Here is a 21,320-nt window from a genome sequence, read left to right as displayed (position 1 = left end):
GAATGCTAAATATATCAGAAAATACGATAGAGAATAAAGGCTTAGAAAATTATCCTGCATTCGAGAAAGTAACCCAACTGGATACAACACGAAAATTGGCTTATTGGGTGATCGGCTTTTTTGTCATGCTTATTATTATAGTCATGTTGCCTTGGACACAGAATATTTCTGCCAAAGGAAAAGTAACTACCCTACGCCCCGAACATCGCCCACAAAGTGTTTATAGCACGATTGCAGGAAAAATTGAGAAATGGTACGTTCGAGAGGGGGAATCTGTTAAAGCAGGGGATACGTTGGCTTATTTGTCAGAGGTTAAAGCAGATTATTTTGATCCTCAATTATTAGAACGAACAAAAAATCAAGTCAACGCCAAACAAGCTGCCCGAACAGCTTACAATCAAAAATCAGAAGCTTTGTCACAACAATTGGATGCGATGCAAGATGCTTTGAATTTCAAGTTGGAACAAACAGAAAATAAAGTAAAGCAGTATCGGTTAAAAGCTACTTCAGATAGTATGGCGGTTAATGCGGCACAAACAGCTTACCAAATTGCCGTGAAACAGTTTAACCGAACAGATACGCTATACGAACAAGGCATTAAATCAAAAACAGATGTAGAGGATAAACGGAATAAAATGCAAGAGACAGAGGCAAAGTTGATTGCAACACAAAATAAATATTTGAGTACAAAAAATGAATTGCTAAATGCACAAATTGAATTGAGTAGTGTGCGTAGTAATTATGCCGATAAGATGGCAAAGGTGCGTTCTGAACGTTCTAGTGCTTTATCCAGTATTTATGATGCAGAAAGTCAAATTGCCAAGCTCCAAAATCAATATGCTAACTATGAACGTCGTTCGAATTTGTATCATATTATAGCACCACAAGATGGTTATATTACTAAAATCTATCGCAAAGGTATTGGTGAATTAGTGAAGGAAACAGATCCAATGCTAGCAATTATGCCAACGGATTATCAACTTGCGGTCGAAACTTATATTCGACCAATGGACTATCCTTTATTGCAATTGAGCGAAGAGGTTCGTTTTGTTTTTGATGGTTGGCCTGCTTTTGTTTTCTCTGGTTGGCCCAACCAGTCTTATGGTACATTTAGTGGCGAAATTATTGCTATTGATAATGTTGCTAATGAAAATGGTTTGTACCGAATTTTAATTTCTCCAAGCAAGGAACCGAATGCCAAACCCTGGCCAGAAGCCTTGCGAGTAGGAACAGGAGCTAGTACGTTGATTATGCTGAATGATGTTCCGTTGTGGTACGAGTTTTGGCGCCAACTGAATGGCTTCCCGCCTGATTTTTATGAGGAAACAAAAACCGAAGAAGTAAAATTAAAAGCCCCTATCAAGCATTTAAAGAAGTGATGAAGCATTCTATTACAAAACCTGTTTTAATAGCGTTAGTACTTTTTTGTAGTACCAATACATTGGTCGGGCAAACGGATTCTTTATTACTAACCTATGAGCAATTTTTACAAGAGATTTATCAAAATCATCCTATTGCAAGACAGATTAACTTGCAGCGAGATCAAGCTGCTCAATATTTAAAAAAGGCAAGAGGAGGCTTTGACCCTAAGGTAGGTGCCAACTGGGATTTTAAAAACTTTGACAAAAAAAATTATTACAATATCCTCAATGCACACTTAAAAGTTCCGATTTGGTCTGATATAGCTCTTGAGGCAGGGTATAATTATGCAAATGGTTATTATCTAAATCCTGAAAACAAACTTCCAGAAGCAGGGCAAGCTTATTTAGGTATCAAAATTCCTTTGTTAAATGGTTTGTGGACGAGTGAGCGTAGAACTACTTTGCAGCAAGCTAAGTTAATGTTGGGGGCAAGCGAGGTAGAAATACAAGCTTTGCTCAATGATTTGTTATACAAAGCAGGAAAGACTTATTGGGATTGGGTGAAAGTGTACAGCGAATTATTGGTTGTCGAAGAATCTTTAAAAAATGCTCAAACGCAATTTGAGGCGACCAAAAGGTCTTTTATAGAGGGGGATAAACCTGCCGTAGATACCTTAAAGTCCTTTATTCAAATCCAAGAACGAGCCGTATTATTAGCCAATAAACGTATTGAAGTGCAGAATGCTGCTCGTCTGGTCTCTGCGTATCTTTGGAGTGACCAACAAGAGCCTCTTGTTTTGCAAGAAGGAATGTATCCTGTGGGGTTGGCACAATTGGCCATGCAACCTTTGGCAGAGAGTTTATTGGAAAATAGTCTAAGCCAACTTCAACAGCATCCTAATATTTTGATGTACGATTTTAAGTTGCAAAATTTGGATTTAGAACGCAAACTGAAAGTGAATAAATTACTACCTAAGTTAGATTTTAAATATAATTTCTTGTCAACAGAGCATGTCGATTTTTTCCCTGTTAGTGCTGCCGCTCCTATCGAAAATTATAAATTAGGATTGAAATTTAGTATGCCTATTTTTATTCGAAAAGAGCGAGCAGACTTAGAGTTGGTCAAGCTAAAACTCAAAGCAACCAGTTATCAACAAGAAGCAAAGCGTAGAGATCTACAAATTAAAGTAGAAAACTATTTCAACGAAGTTCAAAATTTTGCTTTGCAAACAACAACCATTGAAAGCATGGTTCAAAATTACGCTACGTTGTTGGAGGCAGAAAGAATAAAGTTTTCTATTGGAGAATCTTCTGTGTTTATGGTCAATACACGAGAAAATCAATTGCTAGATGCACAACTTAAATTAATCAAACAACAAGTAACTTACCTAAAGTCTAGAACCGCATTTTTCTGGATTACAGCAAATTTAGAACCTAATTAAACTGCTGTGCCTAATTTTTTAACACGTCCAACAAGCCAGAAAAGATACGCTCCAAAAGTGTGAATTTCTTGGTTTGTATGGCAATATGAGCATTCATTTTTTGTTGTTTAGGGATGGAGACCCCATAGTTGGTAACCCAACTTTGCGGAAGTTTTAGCAAGACTTCATACTGATTATCGGTTGGGATAGAGGCAATTTCAATGACCTCTGCTGTTAATATCCCATATTCAGCAGAGGGGTAATTATTAAAAGAAACAGTAGCCTTTTGACCAACAGCAACTTTACCAATGCCATTGGCATTCATTAGTGCTTTTAAAAATGCTTGTTTTTGTGCTGTATTGGGCAAGATTGTTAGCACAGGAATGTCGGGAGATATTTGATTTCCTTCTAATGTTATAGAATTAAACTCTAATACACCAGCAATAGGAGCATAGAGAATATGTTCTTTTTTCCATTTCCCTATAGCTGTTTTGAGTACTTCGTATTTTTTTGAACGTTCGGTTATCAATTTAAAAAAGAAGTCATGCTTTTGTTTTTCAGATTCAGGAATTTGCAGGCTTAATTGTTGGATTTTTATTTGATTAGAAATAAGTGTAGATTCCATTTGATGAAAAGAACGTTTGCTCTGCCAATAAACATTTTCTTTTTGCTCAAACTCTTGTGGACTAATAACGCCATCTTGTAGTAATGTTTTGGAGCGTTCCCAATCTTTTCGGATGTTATTTAGCTCTTTTTCGAACACTTCTTTTTGTTTTAATAAGGAGGCATTAAGTGCTTTGTTTTGTTCAATCTCCTTTTTTATAGTTCTTATACGATCAGGTGTAATATCTGTTGTGTAGGCATCTTTAATTTGTTGTTCTAACAGGACTAGCTCTTGGTATGCTGTATTGAGTGTACCTAAGTTGCTTGCTAATAGATATTTAGTGTTAATAGGGGTGTTTTTGTTTTTTAATAAAGTGTCTAATGTTAATACGGCTTCCCAAGCAGCAGATGATTCAAAAATAATTAAAGGAGTATTACATTCAATGGTATCTTTTTCTTGGACTAAAAGTGTGTTGATGGTTTTTGTCTGTTTGGCGAAAACCTCAACTGGTGGACGGTTGATATAAGTCGTAGCTTTTGCTTGTAAGACATCAGGGTAGTTGATTACGGCTGCAATTCCTAAGACAATACTTAAAAAAAGTGAAACAACAGTAATCCCCCAATAGGTCAACCATCCTGGAGGGTTACCCATCGCTTGCTCTACCAATGTGAATTCCGTAGTTGGTGTGTTATCTGGCATTTTATATGTTTTTTAATTGACACCTACTTGTTCCACATCCAATTGGTTTTGGACAAGTTGATAATATTTTCCTTTTTGGTTTAATAATGTTTGGTGCGTGCCCTGCTCTACAATTTTGCCATTATCCAAGACAATGATTTGATCCGCATTCATGACGGTGCTTAGTCGATGTGCTACTACAATAACCGTTTTGGAAGCTAAAAATTGGTTTAGTTTTTCCACAATTTCTCGTTCGTTTGTAGCATCCAAAGCGTTGGTTGCTTCGTCTAAAAACAATACATCAGGATTTTTATAGACCGCCCTAGCGATAAGAATACGCTGTTTTTGCCCCTGTGATATGCCACTCCCTTTAGAGCCAATCATTGTATTGTATCCTAACGGAAGCGTAGCAATCAAGTCGCTAATATTGGCAATTTCAATCGCTTGATGTAATTTTTTATAATCAATAGAGGTATCGCTTTCGGCAATATTTTGAGCAATGGTATCTGAAAAAATATACCCATCTTGCATTACAGTGCCACAAAGGCTTCGCCAATAGCGTTTGTCAATAGAGGATAAGGGTGTTTTTGCAACTGATATTTTTCCGTTGATAGGTTCGTAAAATCCTAGTAATAATTTTAGCAAAGTAGTTTTGCCGCTACCACTAGCACCAACAATAGCCGTTGTTTTGCCAGCAGGAATAGTTAAGTTTAATTCTTTTAAAACAGGAGAAGCAATAGGCGTATAACTAAAAGACAATTTTTCTAACTTTAAATCGAATGTTTTGGGCAGTTGCTGTATAGAATGGACTGTTGTTGTATTTTCATCTTTTTCAGCGGTGATTTCATTCATACGTTCCAAGCTGATTTTGGCATCTTGAGCAGCATAGACAAAGCTTATAAACTGTTGGAAAGGAGTGTTTAATTGCCCCACAATATATTGAACAGCAACCATCATTCCCAACGTCATTTCGCCATTAATAACAGCTGATGCAGCAATAAAAGAGATCAATATATCCTTGAGTCTAGAGAAGAGTAGTACTCCAAATTCTTGATATTGTCGCAAGACCAATGATTTGGTTTGAACACTGAACAATTTGGCTTGTATCTCTACCCATTGCCAACGTCGTTTTCGCTCACTTCCTTGCAACTTAATTTCTTGAACACCATTGATAATTTCATACAATGCTTGTTGATTATCTGAAGCTTGTTGAAATGCCATATAATCTAGCTCTTTGCGCCATTTTAAAAAGCCCCATACCCAAAGCAAATAAAGAATAGAGAAAAATAAAAAAACAACAAAAATAAGGCTGTTGTATAACAGTAGAATACTTGAAAATACAAAAACAGTAACTATTGAGAAGAGCATATTGAGTACTGATCCTGTCAAAAAAGATTCTACTCTATGGTTGTCACTAATTCGTTGGTATAAGTCCCCTACATTTTTAGCATCAAAAAAACCTAAGGGCAAGCGCATCATCTTAGCTAAAAAATCAGCAATCAAATTGACATTTACTCGACGCCCGATATTAAGTACAATCCAAGATTGAATAAAACGAACAAAAACTTGACTAATGGACAAGACTAGTTGAGCAATTAAGACCAACGAAACAAAGCTAATGTTTTGATTATTGACACCAACATCAATTAATGACTGAGTAAGAAAAGGGAACATCAATTGAAAAACCAAGCCAGTCATCATTCCCAAGATAAACTGAAAAATTAACCGCTTATATGGTTTGATATATCCAATCAAATACTTCCAATTAGAAGTATTCTGCATTTCTACATTTTCTGCATAGAAAGCAGGTGTTGTTTCTAAACCCAAAACAATACCCTTTTTATTTTTATTCAACCAACCCTTTTCGAAGAAGGAGCGCTTTAGTTTTAATTTTCCCTCGGCTGGATCCGAAACCCAAATATGTGTTTTAGTGATTTTGTAGACAACAACAAAGTGTTTTTGTTGCCAGTAAGCAATGCAAGGTAGCGGAAACTGCATTAAACCAAGTGTGTCTTTTTCTTTTGCATAATGGAGTTGTACAGCAATGGTGCGATAGCCAATATTTTCTGCTGCTTCGACAATACCTAACATAGATACCCCCTCTCTAGTAATGTAACTCTGTTCTCTTAAGTATTGTAAAGGTACCGATTTGCCATGCCATTGTGCAATCATTTTGAGGCAGGTTGGTCCACAGTCCATGGCATCTAGCTGTTTGTAAAATGGGAATTTTAGAGGCATAATTGGGAAAATAAGATTGGGTTAGAGTATCGATTGAAGCTGATAGTATTCGATGGCTTTTTCTTTTAGAGGATTGGTGCTCCATTCCTCCCATTCACAAGTTTCGGGATTATAGCCACATTTTAAGGGAGCAGCGTATAAATCATCTGGGTTTTCTAAATAAGCTCGACAATCTGTGCATATATGCCGAAACTCACAGGTCTTACATTTATCAATGTCATCTTTTTTTATGTCCCACATTTTAGTAAATGCTGGGTTTTTAATGACTTCTTCTAAGGTCGTATTGCTAATGTGTCCAAAGGATTGTTGCATCGAGGGGCAGTTTTTGATGTTGCCATCTGTGTCGATAGATATTTTCCGATTAAGACAGGTGTTGTGGTGTTGGGATTCTGTGAAAACAGAAATGTGTGGTTCAAAATAAAAGTAATGTACTGCTCCACAATGACCTTGATCGGTTATAACCTGATTAGTATGTTTGACAAACTGGTGCTCTTCTTTTTTAGGGGTAAATTCTAATGGAACGCTGTGTATAAAAAACCAACGAAATCTTAGATTATTAGCTCGTAACATTTCTAATTTTTTATATGGAAAATGAGTTTCGTAAGGAAGATATACATCTATAGATTCTATAGTAGAGTTCTTACTTACTTCACTAATAGAATACAATAATAAAAAATCAAGAACGTCATAAAATCTGATTTCAAGATGAGGACAATTTATCTCTTTTAGCTGATGAAGAATATTTTTAAAGTTATATGTAGATGTTTGATTATAATCTAAAATAGCATTTGAAATATGATATGGAACATCGAAGTCAAGTGGAATCTCAATCATAAAGTTTTTGTCACTTGAATCTATCTCTAAAACAACATCTAAAAGCTCCAGTTTTTGCAATAAATCTACACTTAGTTTACTTAGTTCTGAATAATCCTTTTTATACTCAAGAAAGGCTGCAAGTTCTAGTGGGATAAACCAAAATTCTTGGTGCTGAAAATCAGATATACAAGCTCTTTGAAGTCCTTTAGTTATCTTACAATTAGTGGCTAGTATTTTCATCTGTAATTATTTGATTTGGATTTAATATTTTAGAAATATTTTTTTTAGGAACATAAATTTCCTTGCCTATGTAATTGTATCTTTGTATTCTTATAGGAGAAATAATTGTAGATTTATGATTTATGTTATCCCTTTTTATATCAAGTGTTTTTGAAAAATAAATATCAGCAGGGAGTATTGTAGTCTCCAGTTTATTTGCTTTTAATAGCCTCTCTAGTTTGATGTTTTTCATTGTAAAAGTTCTAATTTATTAATGCTAAAGCAATTTGTTTTTCAATTTTATAATTATTGATATTTGATAAATAACCGAATTGCCCTATTGGATTTACTTCTAAGAAGTGAAATTTTTTATCTAGCCCATAAATAAGATCAATAGAACCTGTGTCGAGCTTTGCTTTTTTCATAAATGCAGAAACTTTTTTCCCAACATCTAGAGGGAGCTGAAAAGGAATCATCCGATTCATTCGTTCTCTATCATAACATCTATAGTCTACTTGAGTCTTTTTATTTTTTTGAGAAAAAATTGCAAAGCAATATAGTTTTTCCTTTAAATAAAAAACTCTAATCTCATATTGCTTATTTATTTTTTCTTGAAAGATTGTTAAACCAAATTTAGTTGGTAAACCTTCTATATCTGCTTTTGTAATAATAGCAGTATATTCAAAAAAACGTTTTGCATTTCTGGTGTCTTGATACATAAAATTAAGATCCAAACTCTTTGTTATAATCTCATCATGTTCATTGCAGAATGAAAGGGCTTTTTCTTTTGAATCTGTAAAAATTGTATGGGGTATGTCTAGACCTACTTTTTTAGCAAGGTTAAGCGCTAGCATTTTGTTGTACCTGCCAACTCCATTTTGACCAATAGTATTTTTCTCAAACAAAAAATGCGTAATAGCTTCTAAATGTGAAATTGAATGTGCGGATAAAAAATACTGTAGACTTGTTTTAAAATTTTCATATTGCCCAGGATGCTTTACATAGTCTTTTATTCGTATTATTCCCCCACGACAAAACACGGCTTCAATATTTGACAAAGCAAACACTCCATAATTTTTGCTCTCAAATAGAACCTCACCTTTATTATAGTCTATATCTTTTATATTAATCCAATCCCGCTCTTTATGAAATACAATTACTTCCTTACCTAAATAATCTAACCATCGTATTACTCCACGGGTAGATACGTCTTGTTCATGTGTTAGTATAAGTACCATTATTTATTTTTTTTCAAAAAAGAATATTTCTCAATGAATTCTTCGTTTACCCATGGAAGTAATTCATGAGTCCTTATACGAAATCTTGATCCATCAAAAAAAAGACTAATTCCTAACTCTAATCTTCGTTTGATGACTTCATCATAATCTTCCTCTGTGCATTTTTTCTTTGTATAGAGTAAACTCAGATAACATGGATTATCATTTTTATCTTCAATATATTTCCAATAGAACCGATCAAGCATATATCCGTAATAAAAGGGCATTAGGTTTCCATTTTTTACTTCTGATAACAAGATATCTAATGAAGAAATAAAACGTTTTTTATCAAAGTGAACAAGTATGATTGTTACCAAATCACTTCCTATTAAATTAGAACCAGGAAAACCATATTCTTTGGTTATGGCTAATAATTTTTCTTGTATAATTGAATCCTCTAGATCTATACGCTCTTTGCATTCTTTGGTAAAACCACTTTTTCTACATTCTTCCCGAATAGCTTGATCTCTTTTGAGTAATTCATCAACTTGTTTTTGTATATTAAGATATACTTGTTGGTTTGATTTTTTTGAAGGGTCATCTTCTATTGTTCTTAATTCTTTAATAAAGGCTTTCATATCATTAGAAGAGTTAAAAATTGATTTAAAGTCTTTTTGCTCTTTCTCCTTTTCTAAATACCAAGAGCAAAAAGAAACATTTGCTTCAGAGCTCTTTTTTAACCAACAAAGAGCTTTCTTTTTTTTGTTTAAAAAAACGTAAGCCTTTGCTAATAAGTAGGCATCTTTCCACATTGGTTCCTCTAAGCAAAAAGCTTTTTTATACAGGATTTTAGCATTTTTATACTCTTTTTTGTACATCCAATATTCTGCTTCATTGACTAAATTGTGGTAAGAAATATAATCTTGTGCAAAAAGATTATTCAATAAAATCAGTAAAATAGATAGTATCCAATATGTTTTTTTCATTACTTATTCTTGATTTAATGGTCATGACATTTTTTTAGAAAAACACCTAGATTGCATTTTGCAATCTAGGTGGGTAGATAAATTCCCTGTTTAATTTCCAGGCTCTAGACCTGTTGGCGTAGAATCTGCACAATCAAACTCTTGATCTCTAAATCTCCCTCCATCATCTTCTACAGTAACAGCAATAGAGTCAGAACAAGTATTACTGCCTTCTTCATAAGTACAGACATCTTCAATTTGTTTCCCTCCCATTATGTTTTTAAGGTTGTTGACTTTGAATGCTTCAAATTGACCGAATTTACTTTCTTGAATTTTCATAATTAAAATAAAATTTAAAAAAAATTGAGTTATCCCACTTTCCGTAAGTGAGTTGAACGCCTGTGGGGTTTAATTTTGTATGATCAGGACAAAATGGGGTACAGGTATCCCTTATCTATAACTGACAGTAATAGGCAGAGTAATAGATTAAAAACTATTCTGGGCATTGCTTACAGAATGCCTTTTAACTATGCGGGTAAAATCTATTTGTAATTGTAGAGTAGCATTTAGGAATAAAAAGGATTTAGTTGATTAAATTGGATTTAGTTTTAATTTTGCAGACTAAGGGGATGTACAAAATGTAGATCATGAATTAGGAAAAATAGTAGGGGGCTGCTTCAAATGTAGAATATAAAATTTATAAATGCAAATAGTTTTACATTGTTTTAACTTGTTTTACATTGTGTTACGTTTGGATACATTTTGTTTTAAAATTTATTTTGAGAGCATTAAATAATGCAAAAAGTTATAAAAGGAAAAATGCATTTGGTCTAATGAATGGAACAGTAGAGCAAACGAAAGTAACATTTGAGTTAACGAAGAAAAAGGAGTAAAAAAGTACAGAAAGGTGTTTTTTAAAGAATAGAAAAAGTCTTTGGTAGAACAAAAAATTAAAGTTTTAGAATAAAAAATATTAACAGCTTTTAACACTAAATCTAATTTTTTAACACGTCCAACAAGCCAGAAAAGATACGCTCCAAAAGTGTGAATTCCTTGGTTTGTATGGCAATATGAGCATTCATTTTTTGTTGTTTAGGGATGGAGACCCCATAGTTGGTAACCCAACTTTGCGGAAGTTTTAGCAAGACTTCATACTGATTATCGGTTGGGATAGGAGCAATTTCAACAACTTCTGCTGTTAATATCCCATATTCAGCAGAGGGGTAATTATTAAAAGAAACAGTAGCCTTTTGACCAACAGCAACTTTACCAATGCCATTGGCATCCATTAGTGCTTTTAAAAATGCTTGTTTTTGTGCTGTATTGGGCAAGATTGTTAGCACAGGAATGTCGGGAGATATTTGATTTCCTTCTTGAAGTTTGTGCTTCATCGAGACAATTCCAAAGGAAGGAGCATAAAGAATGTATTTTTTCTTCCAGTGCTCTACCGCAGTTTTAAGTACTTCCTTTTTTTGTTGAAAATCAACTTCTAAGCGAAAGAAAAAGTCGTGTTGTTGTTTTTTATATTCAGGGATTTGAATTTCTAATTGTTGTATTTTTATTTTATTGGTAATAATAGAAGATTCCATTTGGTGGAATGTACGCTCATTTTGTAGATAAGTATTCTCTTTTTGTTCAAATTCTTGAAGACTAATGACACCATCTTGCAAGAGTTTCTTAGACCGATCCAAATCTTTTTTTATATTCTTTAATTCTTGTGCAAACACTTCCTTTTGTGCGACCAAAGAATTGTTCAATATGTTGTTTTGTTCGATTTCTTTTTGAAGCGTAGAGATGCGCTGATTGGTAATGTCGTTTTGGCGAGCATCCTCTAATTGTTTAAATAATAAAGCAGCTTCATGGTAAGCAGAGCTCAAATCCCCCAACTCTTTTGACATAAACGTGGTATCAAAAATAGATCTATTGGTTTGTAGAAGTGTATCTAAATGCAAAACAGCTAGCCAGTCAGCAGTTGATTCAAGAACAAGGATAGGAGTATTGTGTCGAATGGTATCCTTATTTTGAACCAATAAAGTGTGTATTCTACCATTAGTTTGTGTGAATATCTCAATAGGAGGATGATCAATATAAGTAGTAGCTTCTGATTTTAAGACATCAGGATATTTTATCATGGCAGCAATACCAAAAATAACACAAAAGAAGAGTGCAACCACTGTAATACCCCAATGAGTTAACCAGGAGGGAGGGTTTCCCATCGCTTGCTCTATTAATGTAAATTCAGTGGATTTTTGATCTGACATGTTTATTCTATATTTACTCCAACTTGTTCGACATCAAGTTGGTTTTGAACCAATCTATAATATTTTCCTTTTTGGTTTAAGAGGGTTTGATGGGTTCCCTGCTCAACAATTTTTCCTTCATCCAAGACGACGATTTGGTCTGCATTCATGACGGTACTTAGTCGATGCGCTACAACAACAACGGTTTTGGAGGTTAAAAACTGGTTTAAATTTTCTACAATTTGACGTTCATTGGAAGTATCCAAAGCGTTGGTTGCTTCGTCTAAAAACAATACATCAGGATTTTTATAGACCGCCCTAGCAATAAGAATACGCTGTTTTTGCCCCTGTGATATGCCACTCCCTTTAGAGCCAATCATTGTATTGTATCCTAACGGAAGCGTAGCAATCAAGTCGCTAATATTGGCAATTTCAATCGCTTGATGTAATTTTTTATAATCAATAGAGGTATCGCTTTCGGCAATATTTTGAGCAATGGTATCTGAAAAAATATACCCATCTTGCATTACAGTGCCACAAAGGCTTCGCCAATAGCGTTTGTCAATAGAGGATAAGGGTGTTTTTGCAACTGATATTTTTCCGTTGATAGGTTCGTAAAATCCTAGTAATAGTTTTAGCAAAGTAGTTTTGCCGCTACCACTAGCACCAACAATAGCTGTTGTTTTGCCAGCAGGAATGGTTAAATTGATATTGTTTAGAACAGGTTTGGAGATAGGTGTATAGCCAAAAGATAAATTCTCTAATACTAAATCAGCCGATGGAGGAAGCTGTTTAATTAAGGACATGTTGGAAACATTTTCTTCCTTTTCAGAAGTAATTTCCCCCATTCGTTCTAAGCTGATTTTAGCATCTTGAGCAGTATAGACAAAACTTATAAATTGCTGAAAAGGAGCATTCAGTTGCCCTACAATATATTGAACGGCAACCATCATACCCAAGGTCATTTCTCCGTTAATGACAGCACTTGCTGCAACAAAAGAAATTAGTATATCCTTGAGTCTTGAAAAAAGTAAAACGCCAAATTCTTGATATTGCCTTAGGGCTAAGGACTTGGTTTGGACATTAAATAATTTGGCTTGCACTTCTATCCATTTCCAACGTCGTTTTCGCTCACTTCCTTGCAACTTAATTTCTTGAACGCCATTGATAATTTCATACAAGGTTTCTTGATTGTTAGAAAACTGCTGAAAAGCCATGTAATCTAATTCTTTGCGCCATTTTAAAAAGCCCCAAATCCAAAGCAGGTAGAGGATAGAAAAAAAGAAGAAAATAGCAAAAATAACTTTATTATAGACAAATAAAACACCCGAAAAAACAGCAACTGTTACTATAGAAAATAACATGTTTAGAAGTGAATTGGTCAAAAAGGTTTCTACTCGATGATTGTCGCTGATTCGTTGGTACAAATCACCAATGTTTTTGCTGTCAAAGAAACCCAAAGGCAATGCCATCATTTTAGTTAGAAAATCGGCAATTAAATTGACATTTACTCGACGTCCTATATTGAGAGCAATCCAAGATTGGATGAACTGAACAAATACCTGACTAACCGATAAAACAAGTTGTGCGATTAAAATCAACCATACAAAACTTATGTTTTGATTGTTAACTCCTACATCTATCAAAGATTGTGTTAAAAAAGGTAGGGTAAGTTGGAAGATTAATCCAATGGTCATGCCCAATACAAACTGAAAAATCAATCGCTTGTACGGTTTGAGATAACTAAAAAGATACCGCCATTTAGATCGGTCTTCTTCTAAATCGTCTTCTTGATAAAAACTAGGAGTTGTTTCGAGCCCCAATACTACCCCTTTTTTTTCGGCAACCAACCAAGAATTTTCAAAGACAGAGCGTTTTAATTTTAGCTTTCCTTCTGCTGGATCAGCAATCCAAACATGTGTTTTTGTGATTTTATAAACAACCACAAAATGTCTTTGCCCCCAGTAAGCAATACAAGGTAAAGGCATTTGTAAGAGCCCAGGAACCGTCCCCTCTTGGTCGTAAGTGAGCTTTAACGCAATGGTACGATAACCAATGCTTTCGGCAGCTTCCGATATGCCTAGTAGAGATACTCCTTCTCTTGTGATATAACACTTTTCTCTCAAATATTGTAATGGAAACGTTTTTCCATGCCATTGAGTAATCATCTTGAGACAGGTCGGACCGCAGTCCATCGCATCAAGTTGTCTGTAAAATGGAAATTTTAAAGCCATACTAATCAATGGTCTAATTCATACAAGCAAGTGGTATCGTAATGATATTTTCCATCCGTTTGCTGTACTTCTCGTAAATCAAAACAAGTTAATCTAAATGCACAATCTTTGCATCCCTCAATATTAGATTTGGGAATGTTGAATTGATCGTGATCAATGAATTGCACCTTGTCCTTGTCTAAGAGAAGCGTATCTCTAGAGTAGTGGTACAAATTATTTTTCTGAGAAATAAAAATAGCGTTAGGACTACCATACAACATTGGTTGGTAGGGGGTATTGTTTGTATTAGAAGACTCTCTATTAAACACTCTATATCTTGCAAAGTACTTATAAAATTTTTCTAGGGGATAAGCATCCGAAATAAAAATGACAATGCCAAATTGAAAGATATTGTTATTAATCCATGTGACTAGTGTTTGTAGGGAATCTAGGGCTATTGGATTTTTTTCAGGGCAAAAAATACGCACATTGAAATAAGCTATATCATCGTTGAAATACTGGCTCAGAAAATTAAAATTTTGGCTTTGGGGCAGTTGTTGAAGCTTGATATCAAGAATTTCTTTTTGATAGATATCTAGTTGAGGAGGGATATAACGCGCTAAACTAGCCGTTAAATCAGTGTTATCAGCCAACTGCTTGAGTTGTGTATTGGCAAGGGTTCTAATCTCTCTAGTTTCTAAATTAATTAAGGCACTTTTAGATTTACCTTTAACGATATAAATGGAATCTTCTGTTTTCATATTTTTAAGGCAATAAAGCACGTTCAGTATATTTAACACTTAAAGCTCTGTTGCTAAATTTAGGTGAATAAAATGCTCTTTTGGGTCTCAATTCGTGGTTGTTTTGAGAATCTTCAAAGTTAATTGCTTTAAACATCAAAGGCAGCTTTCCTTCATTTACTAGATTGGTGTATTTTTCTAAAATTTTTTCTTGTTTCATAATTGATTATTGTAAGATGGGAGCTTCCTTTTTTTGTTTGGACTTGGTGAGTAATAATTGAAAAATGCGCTCGTGTATAGGTATGCTCAGGAACGAACCGTAGTATTCAACAACTCCATCTTGGTTGATTTCTAAAAAAACATAATTGCCATCAGAACGTTTGATAATATCCATGGTACATAAGTCTAATTTGAAATAGCGGCACAACTTGATTACCTTATTTTTTACATTCTGATTTAGGTGATATTCTTCGTTGGTGATTTGTTGGTTTCTATAAGCCAACTTAATGTCTGTGGTAGGGATATCTCCTCCTTTGTAATATTGTTTTACACAATGTAATTCTTCCCCTACCAAAATACACTTAAGTTCATATTTTGATGGAATACGTTCTTGTATGAAGGAAGGAAAAATTAAATCTGAGGAGACGTCATTGGTGTCGTTTAAATCAATAGAAGTTGTCTTGATGCTCATAATCTCTTCTTCCTCTGGAAGGTATCCTAAACCACCTATTGGTTTGGTAATGGTTGCGTCGTGCTGGGAAATAAATTGATTGATGTCTTGTATAGAATTAGACAATAACATGGAGGGACATGTTAATCCAAATGCGTTTGCTTTGATTGTTTGAAAGGGCTTGTTTTTGCAGGCAGGGTCATAATCGTTAACAATGGGAATTTCTATATTTCGAGCAAAGTTTAGAATTAAATCCCTTAAGTCATAGACTTCTTTAATCAATTGTTGTAAAGTATAATTGGGAACAATGCCTTTGTAACTGTTGAACAATCTACCTGTTGAAAGAAAATTGTTGCTAATACGTCGTTTCCAGATCAAAGAAAATTCGCTTAGGTGATGAACTTGTTGGTTGACTTTAAATAAAAGATCGTTTTCTCCAATAGTTACTTGTATATCATTAATCCCATTGGGTAACAAATCTTCGAGATTGATTCGAACAACTTCAATGCCATGTTGAATACAATACAATTGTGTTTTTTCAATGAGTGTTTCCGAAAAATGAGTACTTAAAAATAAAAATTTCAAACCAATGCTTTTGAATATAAAAAAATAAATATATGGTCTATATGTAAAAAAGAAACGCGCTAGTTATGGTCTAGATTTAACTAATTAATAATTTTGAAGCCAAGTAAATACTTGCTTTCGTCAATTGATTTATAGTAAAAGCGAATCTTGAGCATCTCTACTATCATGATGGAAAAGGCTAAGAAGTATTCTTGGTGCCAAGAAAAATCAGATCACAAAAATTATTTAGGTTTGTATGTGATTTTATGTGATAACTTTTTGGTCAAAGGTAGACTCATTGTAACCAACTAGCAAGTACCAATTGACAGGTGTACAGGTTGAACTAGCAAGCGTGTCAAATAAATGGATTGTTGTGCATGGTGATTAAGAGTAGTTATTATTAAAACTTGAGGCAGATGAAACATAAAAACTACCTCAAGTTATTCGGTTCTTTTAGGTTTTAAAAAAGCCTGTGATTAGCCATTGTCAGAGTGATTAGAACTTCCATTGTCTGCATAGTCAGAATCTCCATTGTCATGATGATCCGAGTCCCCATTATCGTGATGGTCAGAATCACCGTTGTCATAAGAATCAGAAATAAGTCTCATGTTTCCTCCAGTAATTGCGTTCATTTGATCTGATTTGATAACTTCAGCATTTTTGAACAAATCTACTTTTTTCATTGTAATAAGTTTTTGTAAGATAAATGAATTAGAAATCCGTAAAGATTTCATGAATTAAATTGGAACAAAGTTATAGTCCTGTGATTTTGGATTCAAACCTAAAAAAGAGAGCTTTTAAGATTATCAGTGCGTATTGGCGCATTATACTATCTTCGTATTTAGTTTATTAGTGCTTTTTTTTAGATATGTTTAAAGCCGTTTAGTAATCAAATGGACTCATGGAGCTTTATTCCTCATTTTCAATTCAACAGTAAATAATGTATCTTATGCTTTTTTATAAGATTGTATAAGTATTTTTTTGATGAGAAGAAGTAAACGCATCAATTTATATTACTTTTTAAGTACAAAATTAAATGACCAAAATAGCCATTATGAGTGATTTTAAAATAACAGAAGAAGATCTTAGAAGACTAAATACAAAGGATGGATACAAGAAGTTGTTGAGCTCCAAAGATGTTAATGTTAAAAAGATTTTGAAAACCTTGAAGTATGAAGAGGAGTTAAATGACCTTCAAATTGAGCTGCTCAAAATGCAAGGCTGGGCTGCTGCCAATCATAAACGCATTGCAATTTTATTTGAGGGGCGTGATGCTGCTGGCAAAGGAGGAACCATTCGTCGTTTTGTAGAACATTTGAATCCGCGTTCGATTCGCATTGTTGCTTTGCCCAAACCGACTGAAGAAGAACGAGGGCAGTGGTATTTTAGAAGATATATCAACCAATTGCCCAATCCTGGTGAGTTGGTGTTCTTTGATAGAAGTTGGTACAACAGAGCCGTGGTAGAACCTGTGAATGGGTTTTGTACGCCAGAGGAATATGCTTTATTTATGAAACAGGTAATTAGCTATGAACGAATGCTGCAAGAATCAGGAGTTATTTTAATTAAGTTTTGGTTGGATACTAGCAAAGACGAACAAGCGAAGCGTTTTGAAGCAAGAAAAAAAAGTCCTCTCAAACAATGGAAATTCAGTCCAATAGATGAAAGAGCACAAGAGTTGTGGGAAGTATATACGCAGTACAGGGATGCTATGTTTGAGAAAACACATACAGAAGATTGCCCGTGGGTGATTGTACAGGCAGATGACAAAAAAACAGCACGATTGGCTGCTATTCGTTACGTATTAAACAGCTTAGATTATGAAGGGAAATCAGATGAGAATGTTCGCTTAAAACCTGATTCAAAAGCTGTTAAAAAATATAAGAAGTAATGATGTTTGTACCAAAAAAACCGACAAGTTTTAAAATGCGCTTGTTTGCATTGGCCATGAATTTATTTCCAACCTATCGACGTACTGGTGGAAGGGCAACATTTATAGCTGCTGATTTTTCAGATGTACACATTCGGTTGAAATTGGGTTGGGGAACTAGAAATTATGTAGGAACAATGTTTGGAGGAAGCATGGCTTCTGCGGCAGACCCTATTTATATGATTCAGTTGATGAGGATGTTGGGGAGCGATTATGTTGTTTGGGATAAATCAGCAAATATTCGATTTAGGCGACCTGGCGACCGTACCTTGTACATTCGTTTTTTGATTACCGATGAATTACTGCAACGTATCAAAACACGTATTTTAACAGAACAAGAGTTCGACATCGAATTGAGTGCGGATTGGGTAGACAAAGAGGGGACGGTCTATGCAACTGTCGGCAAAGTTTTATACATTGCTAGCAAAGCATTTTACAAGGAAAAACAACGCAATCGAAAAAAAATAAAAGAAAAAAGTTAATTTTTTTTTAGGCTAGTGGACATTTTAAAATTTGTTACGTTCTATAAACATAGACATCTAATGTTGTTAAAGTTACGTTATAGTTATTGTTCGGCATACTAAATGTATATTTCATTCGTGTCGAACGATAATGACTATATAGAACAAAGATTTAATATAAAATATAAAGAAACATTGCTTTTTGGGTCGTAATGTGTTTTGAGAGACTATCCTGCTACGATAGTCTCTCTATCTTTTTGAGGAAGATTGAATTCATCAATCTATTTTGGGAGGGACTTTTATCATGCCCGTGGGAGTGTCTTCAGAGTTCGTACCCAATACTTTCATTTCTACTCGCTGATTGCGTTGTCTTCCTGCAAGCGTTTTATTGGTAGCAATTGGTTGACGTTTGCCATAACCTTTGTAAGTAACTTGTTGGGGAGGAATCCCTTGATCAATTAAATATTGAGCAACATTTTTGGCACGTTCCATAGACAGTCGATCACAATAGTCGTGTTCAGGCAAGCCATTGGTATGACCACCTATTTCGATAACAATAGATGGATTGTTGCTTAGAAACTTCTGCAAACGAGATAGTTCTTTGGCGGCATGTTTGGTAATATAAGAAGAGTCCGCAGGGAAAAAAGTGTTGTTTAAGCGAAAAATTTGACCCTTTTTTAAATCTTTAGGGTTTAAGTTTTCTTCAAAATTACCACGACGCTGTACCGTTTTGTCGTATCCCACTAATGAAATAATGGAGAAATTATTAACATCGGTATCATTTTTAGCGGTAATAATTCGTTTGTATGCCACTCCTTTCTCTACCAAATAAGTCTTTATTTTATCGGCTTTATCCTTAGTTGGACTACTCAACTTGATGGTCATTTCAGGGTATTTCTCCATAAAAATAACCAAGCGATCTAGTTCAGGTTCTGCTTCAATGGATAAATCAGCTGTGTTGCCTAGAAAGAAAATATTATTGAGCGGAATTGTTTCACCGACTTCAATAGGATGTAGGTACAAGGTGATATACATTTCCGTATAAGCATCAATTTTTCCAATATCAATACTTTTGCTTACAGGGTAGTACCCTCCTTTAAAAGCTAAAAAGTTGTATTGGTTTTCTGGAGGCAAAACAGCTTGGTATTTACCATCTTTGCTACTTGACAACGCATTTCCTTTTTCCTCATTGGTTTTCCAATCATAATAAATGATTTTTGCTCGAATAGGCTCTTTGGTAACCGCATTAAATACTTTTCCTTTGACCAATAATACAGGTTCTGGGCGAGATTCAATGGGAGGAATAACTTCATAAACATCTTCTGCACCAATGTGTTTTTCTCCTTTGTTAGAAACGAAATAAGCTTTGGTTCCAGATGCGGCAATGCTATAATGCGCTTCCCATTTATTTGAGTTAATTTCAGGACCTAAATTTTGTGGTGTCGACCAATTTTTCCAAGTATCATCCAAGCGTTTAGAGACAAAAATATCCATAGAGCCATATCCGCCATGACCAGAAGAAGCAAAATAAAGTGTTTTGCCATCAGCTGCTAAAAATGGTGTTCCATCTTCATAGGCTGTATTAATCGTTGGGCCTAAGTTTTTGGGTTGAGAAAAATGACCATTAGGTTGCAAAAACGATACGTATAAATCCAAATGGCCATAGGAATCATTGCGTTCAATAGAAAGTAGTAGCAACTGCTTGCTCGCTGCTAAATGGATGCTGTGGATAGGGTTTTGATTGTAATAATTATCAATGATAACATCTTGGGGAACTTCCCACGTACCGTCCTCTTTGCGATGAGAAATAGAAACTCCTTTTCCTTTGGAGGTGCCACTCTGGTTATATGTGTTGCCCAACAATAATGTATTATTATCAGGTGATACCGAAATAACTTGATTGTGATTGTTGTTATTAATTGGAGCTTTCATATGTTCTAGAGGACTCCAAGAGCCATCTTTTAGTTTGTAAGAGACCCAAGCATCGTCTCGTTTGTCCAAGCCCTTGTTTTGGGGGTGCCCTTTTCTAGTAACATATAGACTCTGCCCATCGTGCGCAATGAGCGGGTGTAGTTCCGCATAAGCAGAATTAATATTAGCCCCTAAATTTTTACGTTCATTACCTTGAACCGCATTCTCTACTAGGTTAATGGCTCTATCTTGCTGAATTTTTAAATAATCAATTTTGGCCGAGGTTTTACCCGAAATGACAAAGCCCAACAAATCACCGTAAAATGGAAGAATTTGAGTCGTGAAAGCAACTCTTCCATCCAAATAAAAGCGCATTTTGCCATTGTTCTTGCGAATAGAAATAGTGTGCACTTGATTGTTTTGATAATTGCCCGTCAACGTCCAATCTACAACACGGGTAAATTTACCTTTGTTGCAGGTAACAACCGAAGTCTTTCCTTGATTGCTAATTAAAAAAGCATTGTAATTATTTAAGTCTTTTACGCCCCAAATAATACCATACACACTTTGAGTGGTTTTTAGAAAAGGGGTAATTTTGCTTTCGATATAAAAAGAAGTATCAGGATGTACGGGGATAGATTGCCAGAAATACCAAGCTCCCTGATTTTGTTTGTATTCAATTTTGTATAACCCATCCTCTACAACGGCACTATATTCGGAGGAGCTGCCATGCATCCATTGCAAAAAATTGTTGTCAAACTGTTCTTCAAAAATTAAATTTTTTTGAGCGGAACAAACTGAAACAAATGCCAAACAGGACAGGATCAATATAAGGCGAGTATTCATACGATTTTTAATTAATTTGATATTTGTCAATAATACTTCGCGGCTTTTCTCATTTTTACAAAAAATAAAAAAAAACTAACATTTATTTGATTATCAGTGTTTTATGGTTTAATTGGTAGAGTTTTGTCTTATTTGATAATCAAAATAATGCGATTCTTTACGAAGTAATGTGTCAACTTAATCTAGGTTTATTACGATGGACTACGTAGCATTTTTTTGCTAAACT

The 21,320-nt window shown here is 34.6% G+C and carries 18 protein-coding genes; 4 read left to right on the top strand and 14 right to left on the bottom strand.

From position 1 onward, the window contains the following. Nucleotides 1-2: 2 nt before the first annotated feature. Together QP953_RS27060 and QP953_RS27055 are read left to right on the top strand one after the other, a co-directional pair. Complete coding sequence (locus tag QP953_RS27060) at nt 3-1,379, top strand: HlyD family secretion protein (protein ID WP_052599106.1); 1,377 nt, start codon at nt 3-5, stop codon at nt 1,377-1,379. After that, nucleotides 1,379-2,803 carry a TolC family protein gene (locus QP953_RS27055; protein WP_309553494.1) on the top strand — a complete coding sequence of 475 codons (1,425 nt, stop codon included), beginning with the start codon at nt 1,379-1,381 and terminating at the stop codon, nt 2,801-2,803. The genes QP953_RS27060 and QP953_RS27055 overlap by 1 nt, the downstream gene beginning before the upstream one ends. A 10-nt stretch (nt 2,804-2,813) precedes the next feature. On the opposite strand, the gene QP953_RS27050 is transcribed toward QP953_RS27055, so the two are convergent. From QP953_RS27050 to QP953_RS26990, 13 genes are all read right to left on the bottom strand, one after another. Further along, nucleotides 2,814-4,085, bottom strand: a complete 1,272-nt coding sequence (locus QP953_RS27050) for a hypothetical protein (RefSeq protein ID WP_309553493.1) — start codon at nt 4,083-4,085, stop codon at nt 2,814-2,816. A gap of 12 nt (nt 4,086-4,097) precedes the next feature. Continuing rightward, entirely contained in the window at nt 4,098-6,302 is a 2,205-nt protein-coding gene (locus QP953_RS27045; protein WP_309553492.1) for a peptidase domain-containing ABC transporter, read from the bottom strand. Between the two features lie 21 nt (nt 6,303-6,323). Next, nucleotides 6,324-7,358, bottom strand: a complete 1,035-nt coding sequence (gene gwsS / locus QP953_RS27040; RefSeq protein ID WP_309553491.1) for a grasp-with-spasm system SPASM domain peptide maturase — start codon at nt 7,356-7,358, stop codon at nt 6,324-6,326. Next, nucleotides 7,339-7,590, bottom strand: a complete 252-nt coding sequence (locus QP953_RS27035) for a hypothetical protein (RefSeq protein WP_052599111.1) — start codon at nt 7,588-7,590, stop codon at nt 7,339-7,341. Before QP953_RS27035 ends, gwsS begins: the two co-directional genes overlap by 20 nt. Before the next feature lie 10 nt (nt 7,591-7,600). Next, nucleotides 7,601-8,575 (bottom strand): grasp-with-spasm system ATP-grasp peptide maturase, encoded by a 975-nt coding sequence (gwsG, locus tag QP953_RS27030; RefSeq protein ID WP_052599112.1) that lies wholly within the window; start codon nt 8,573-8,575, stop codon nt 7,601-7,603. Beyond that, nucleotides 8,575-9,540, bottom strand: coding sequence for a hypothetical protein (locus QP953_RS27025; RefSeq protein WP_052599113.1), 966 nt, complete (start codon nt 9,538-9,540; stop codon nt 8,575-8,577). The genes gwsG and QP953_RS27025 overlap by 1 nt, the downstream gene beginning before the upstream one ends. Nucleotides 9,541-9,630: 90 nt before the next feature. After that, nucleotides 9,631-9,858, bottom strand: a complete 228-nt coding sequence (locus tag QP953_RS27020) for a hypothetical protein (protein ID WP_052599114.1) — start codon at nt 9,856-9,858, stop codon at nt 9,631-9,633. 656 nt (nt 9,859-10,514) lie between these two features. Continuing rightward, complete coding sequence (locus QP953_RS27015) at nt 10,515-11,780, bottom strand: HlyD family efflux transporter periplasmic adaptor subunit (protein ID WP_309553490.1); 1,266 nt, start codon at nt 11,778-11,780, stop codon at nt 10,515-10,517. 2 nt (nt 11,781-11,782) lie between these two features. Continuing rightward, nucleotides 11,783-13,993, bottom strand: coding sequence for a peptidase domain-containing ABC transporter (locus QP953_RS27010; protein WP_309553489.1), 2,211 nt, complete (start codon nt 13,991-13,993; stop codon nt 11,783-11,785). 5 nt (nt 13,994-13,998) lie between these two features. Continuing rightward, nucleotides 13,999-14,733, bottom strand: a complete 735-nt coding sequence (locus QP953_RS27005) for a hypothetical protein (protein WP_309553488.1) — start codon at nt 14,731-14,733, stop codon at nt 13,999-14,001. 4 nt (nt 14,734-14,737) lie between these two features. Further along, complete coding sequence (locus QP953_RS27000; protein ID WP_309553487.1) at nt 14,738-14,932, bottom strand: hypothetical protein; 195 nt, start codon at nt 14,930-14,932, stop codon at nt 14,738-14,740. Nucleotides 14,933-14,938: 6 nt separating this feature from the next. Then, a complete protein-coding gene (locus QP953_RS26995) occupies nt 14,939-15,967 on the bottom strand; it encodes a RimK family alpha-L-glutamate ligase (protein ID WP_052599119.1) in 1,029 nt (342 codons plus the stop codon). 455 nt (nt 15,968-16,422) lie between these two features. Further along, complete coding sequence (locus QP953_RS26990; RefSeq protein WP_309553486.1) at nt 16,423-16,629, bottom strand: hypothetical protein; 207 nt, start codon at nt 16,627-16,629, stop codon at nt 16,423-16,425. 371 nt (nt 16,630-17,000) lie between these two features. Between QP953_RS26990 and ppk2 the strand changes: the two genes are divergently transcribed. Both ppk2 and QP953_RS26980 read left to right on the top strand, forming a co-directional pair. Further along, entirely contained in the window at nt 17,001-17,837 is an 837-nt protein-coding gene (gene ppk2, locus QP953_RS26985; protein ID WP_309553485.1) for a polyphosphate kinase 2, read from the top strand. After that, entirely contained in the window at nt 17,837-18,358 is a 522-nt protein-coding gene (locus tag QP953_RS26980) for a DUF4442 domain-containing protein (protein ID WP_309553484.1), read from the top strand. The genes ppk2 and QP953_RS26980 overlap by 1 nt, the downstream gene beginning before the upstream one ends. Before the next feature lie 255 nt (nt 18,359-18,613). On the opposite strand, the gene QP953_RS26975 is transcribed toward QP953_RS26980, so the two are convergent. Further along, nucleotides 18,614-21,094, bottom strand: coding sequence for an OmpA family protein (locus tag QP953_RS26975; RefSeq protein ID WP_309553483.1), 2,481 nt, complete (start codon nt 21,092-21,094; stop codon nt 18,614-18,616). Nucleotides 21,095-21,320 lie beyond the last annotated feature (226 nt).

Source organism: Aureispira sp. CCB-E (assembly GCF_031326345.1).
In the GTDB taxonomy this organism is placed as follows: Bacteria; Bacteroidota; Bacteroidia; order Chitinophagales; family Saprospiraceae; genus Aureispira.
This window is presented reverse-complemented; position numbering and strand designations above follow the sequence as displayed.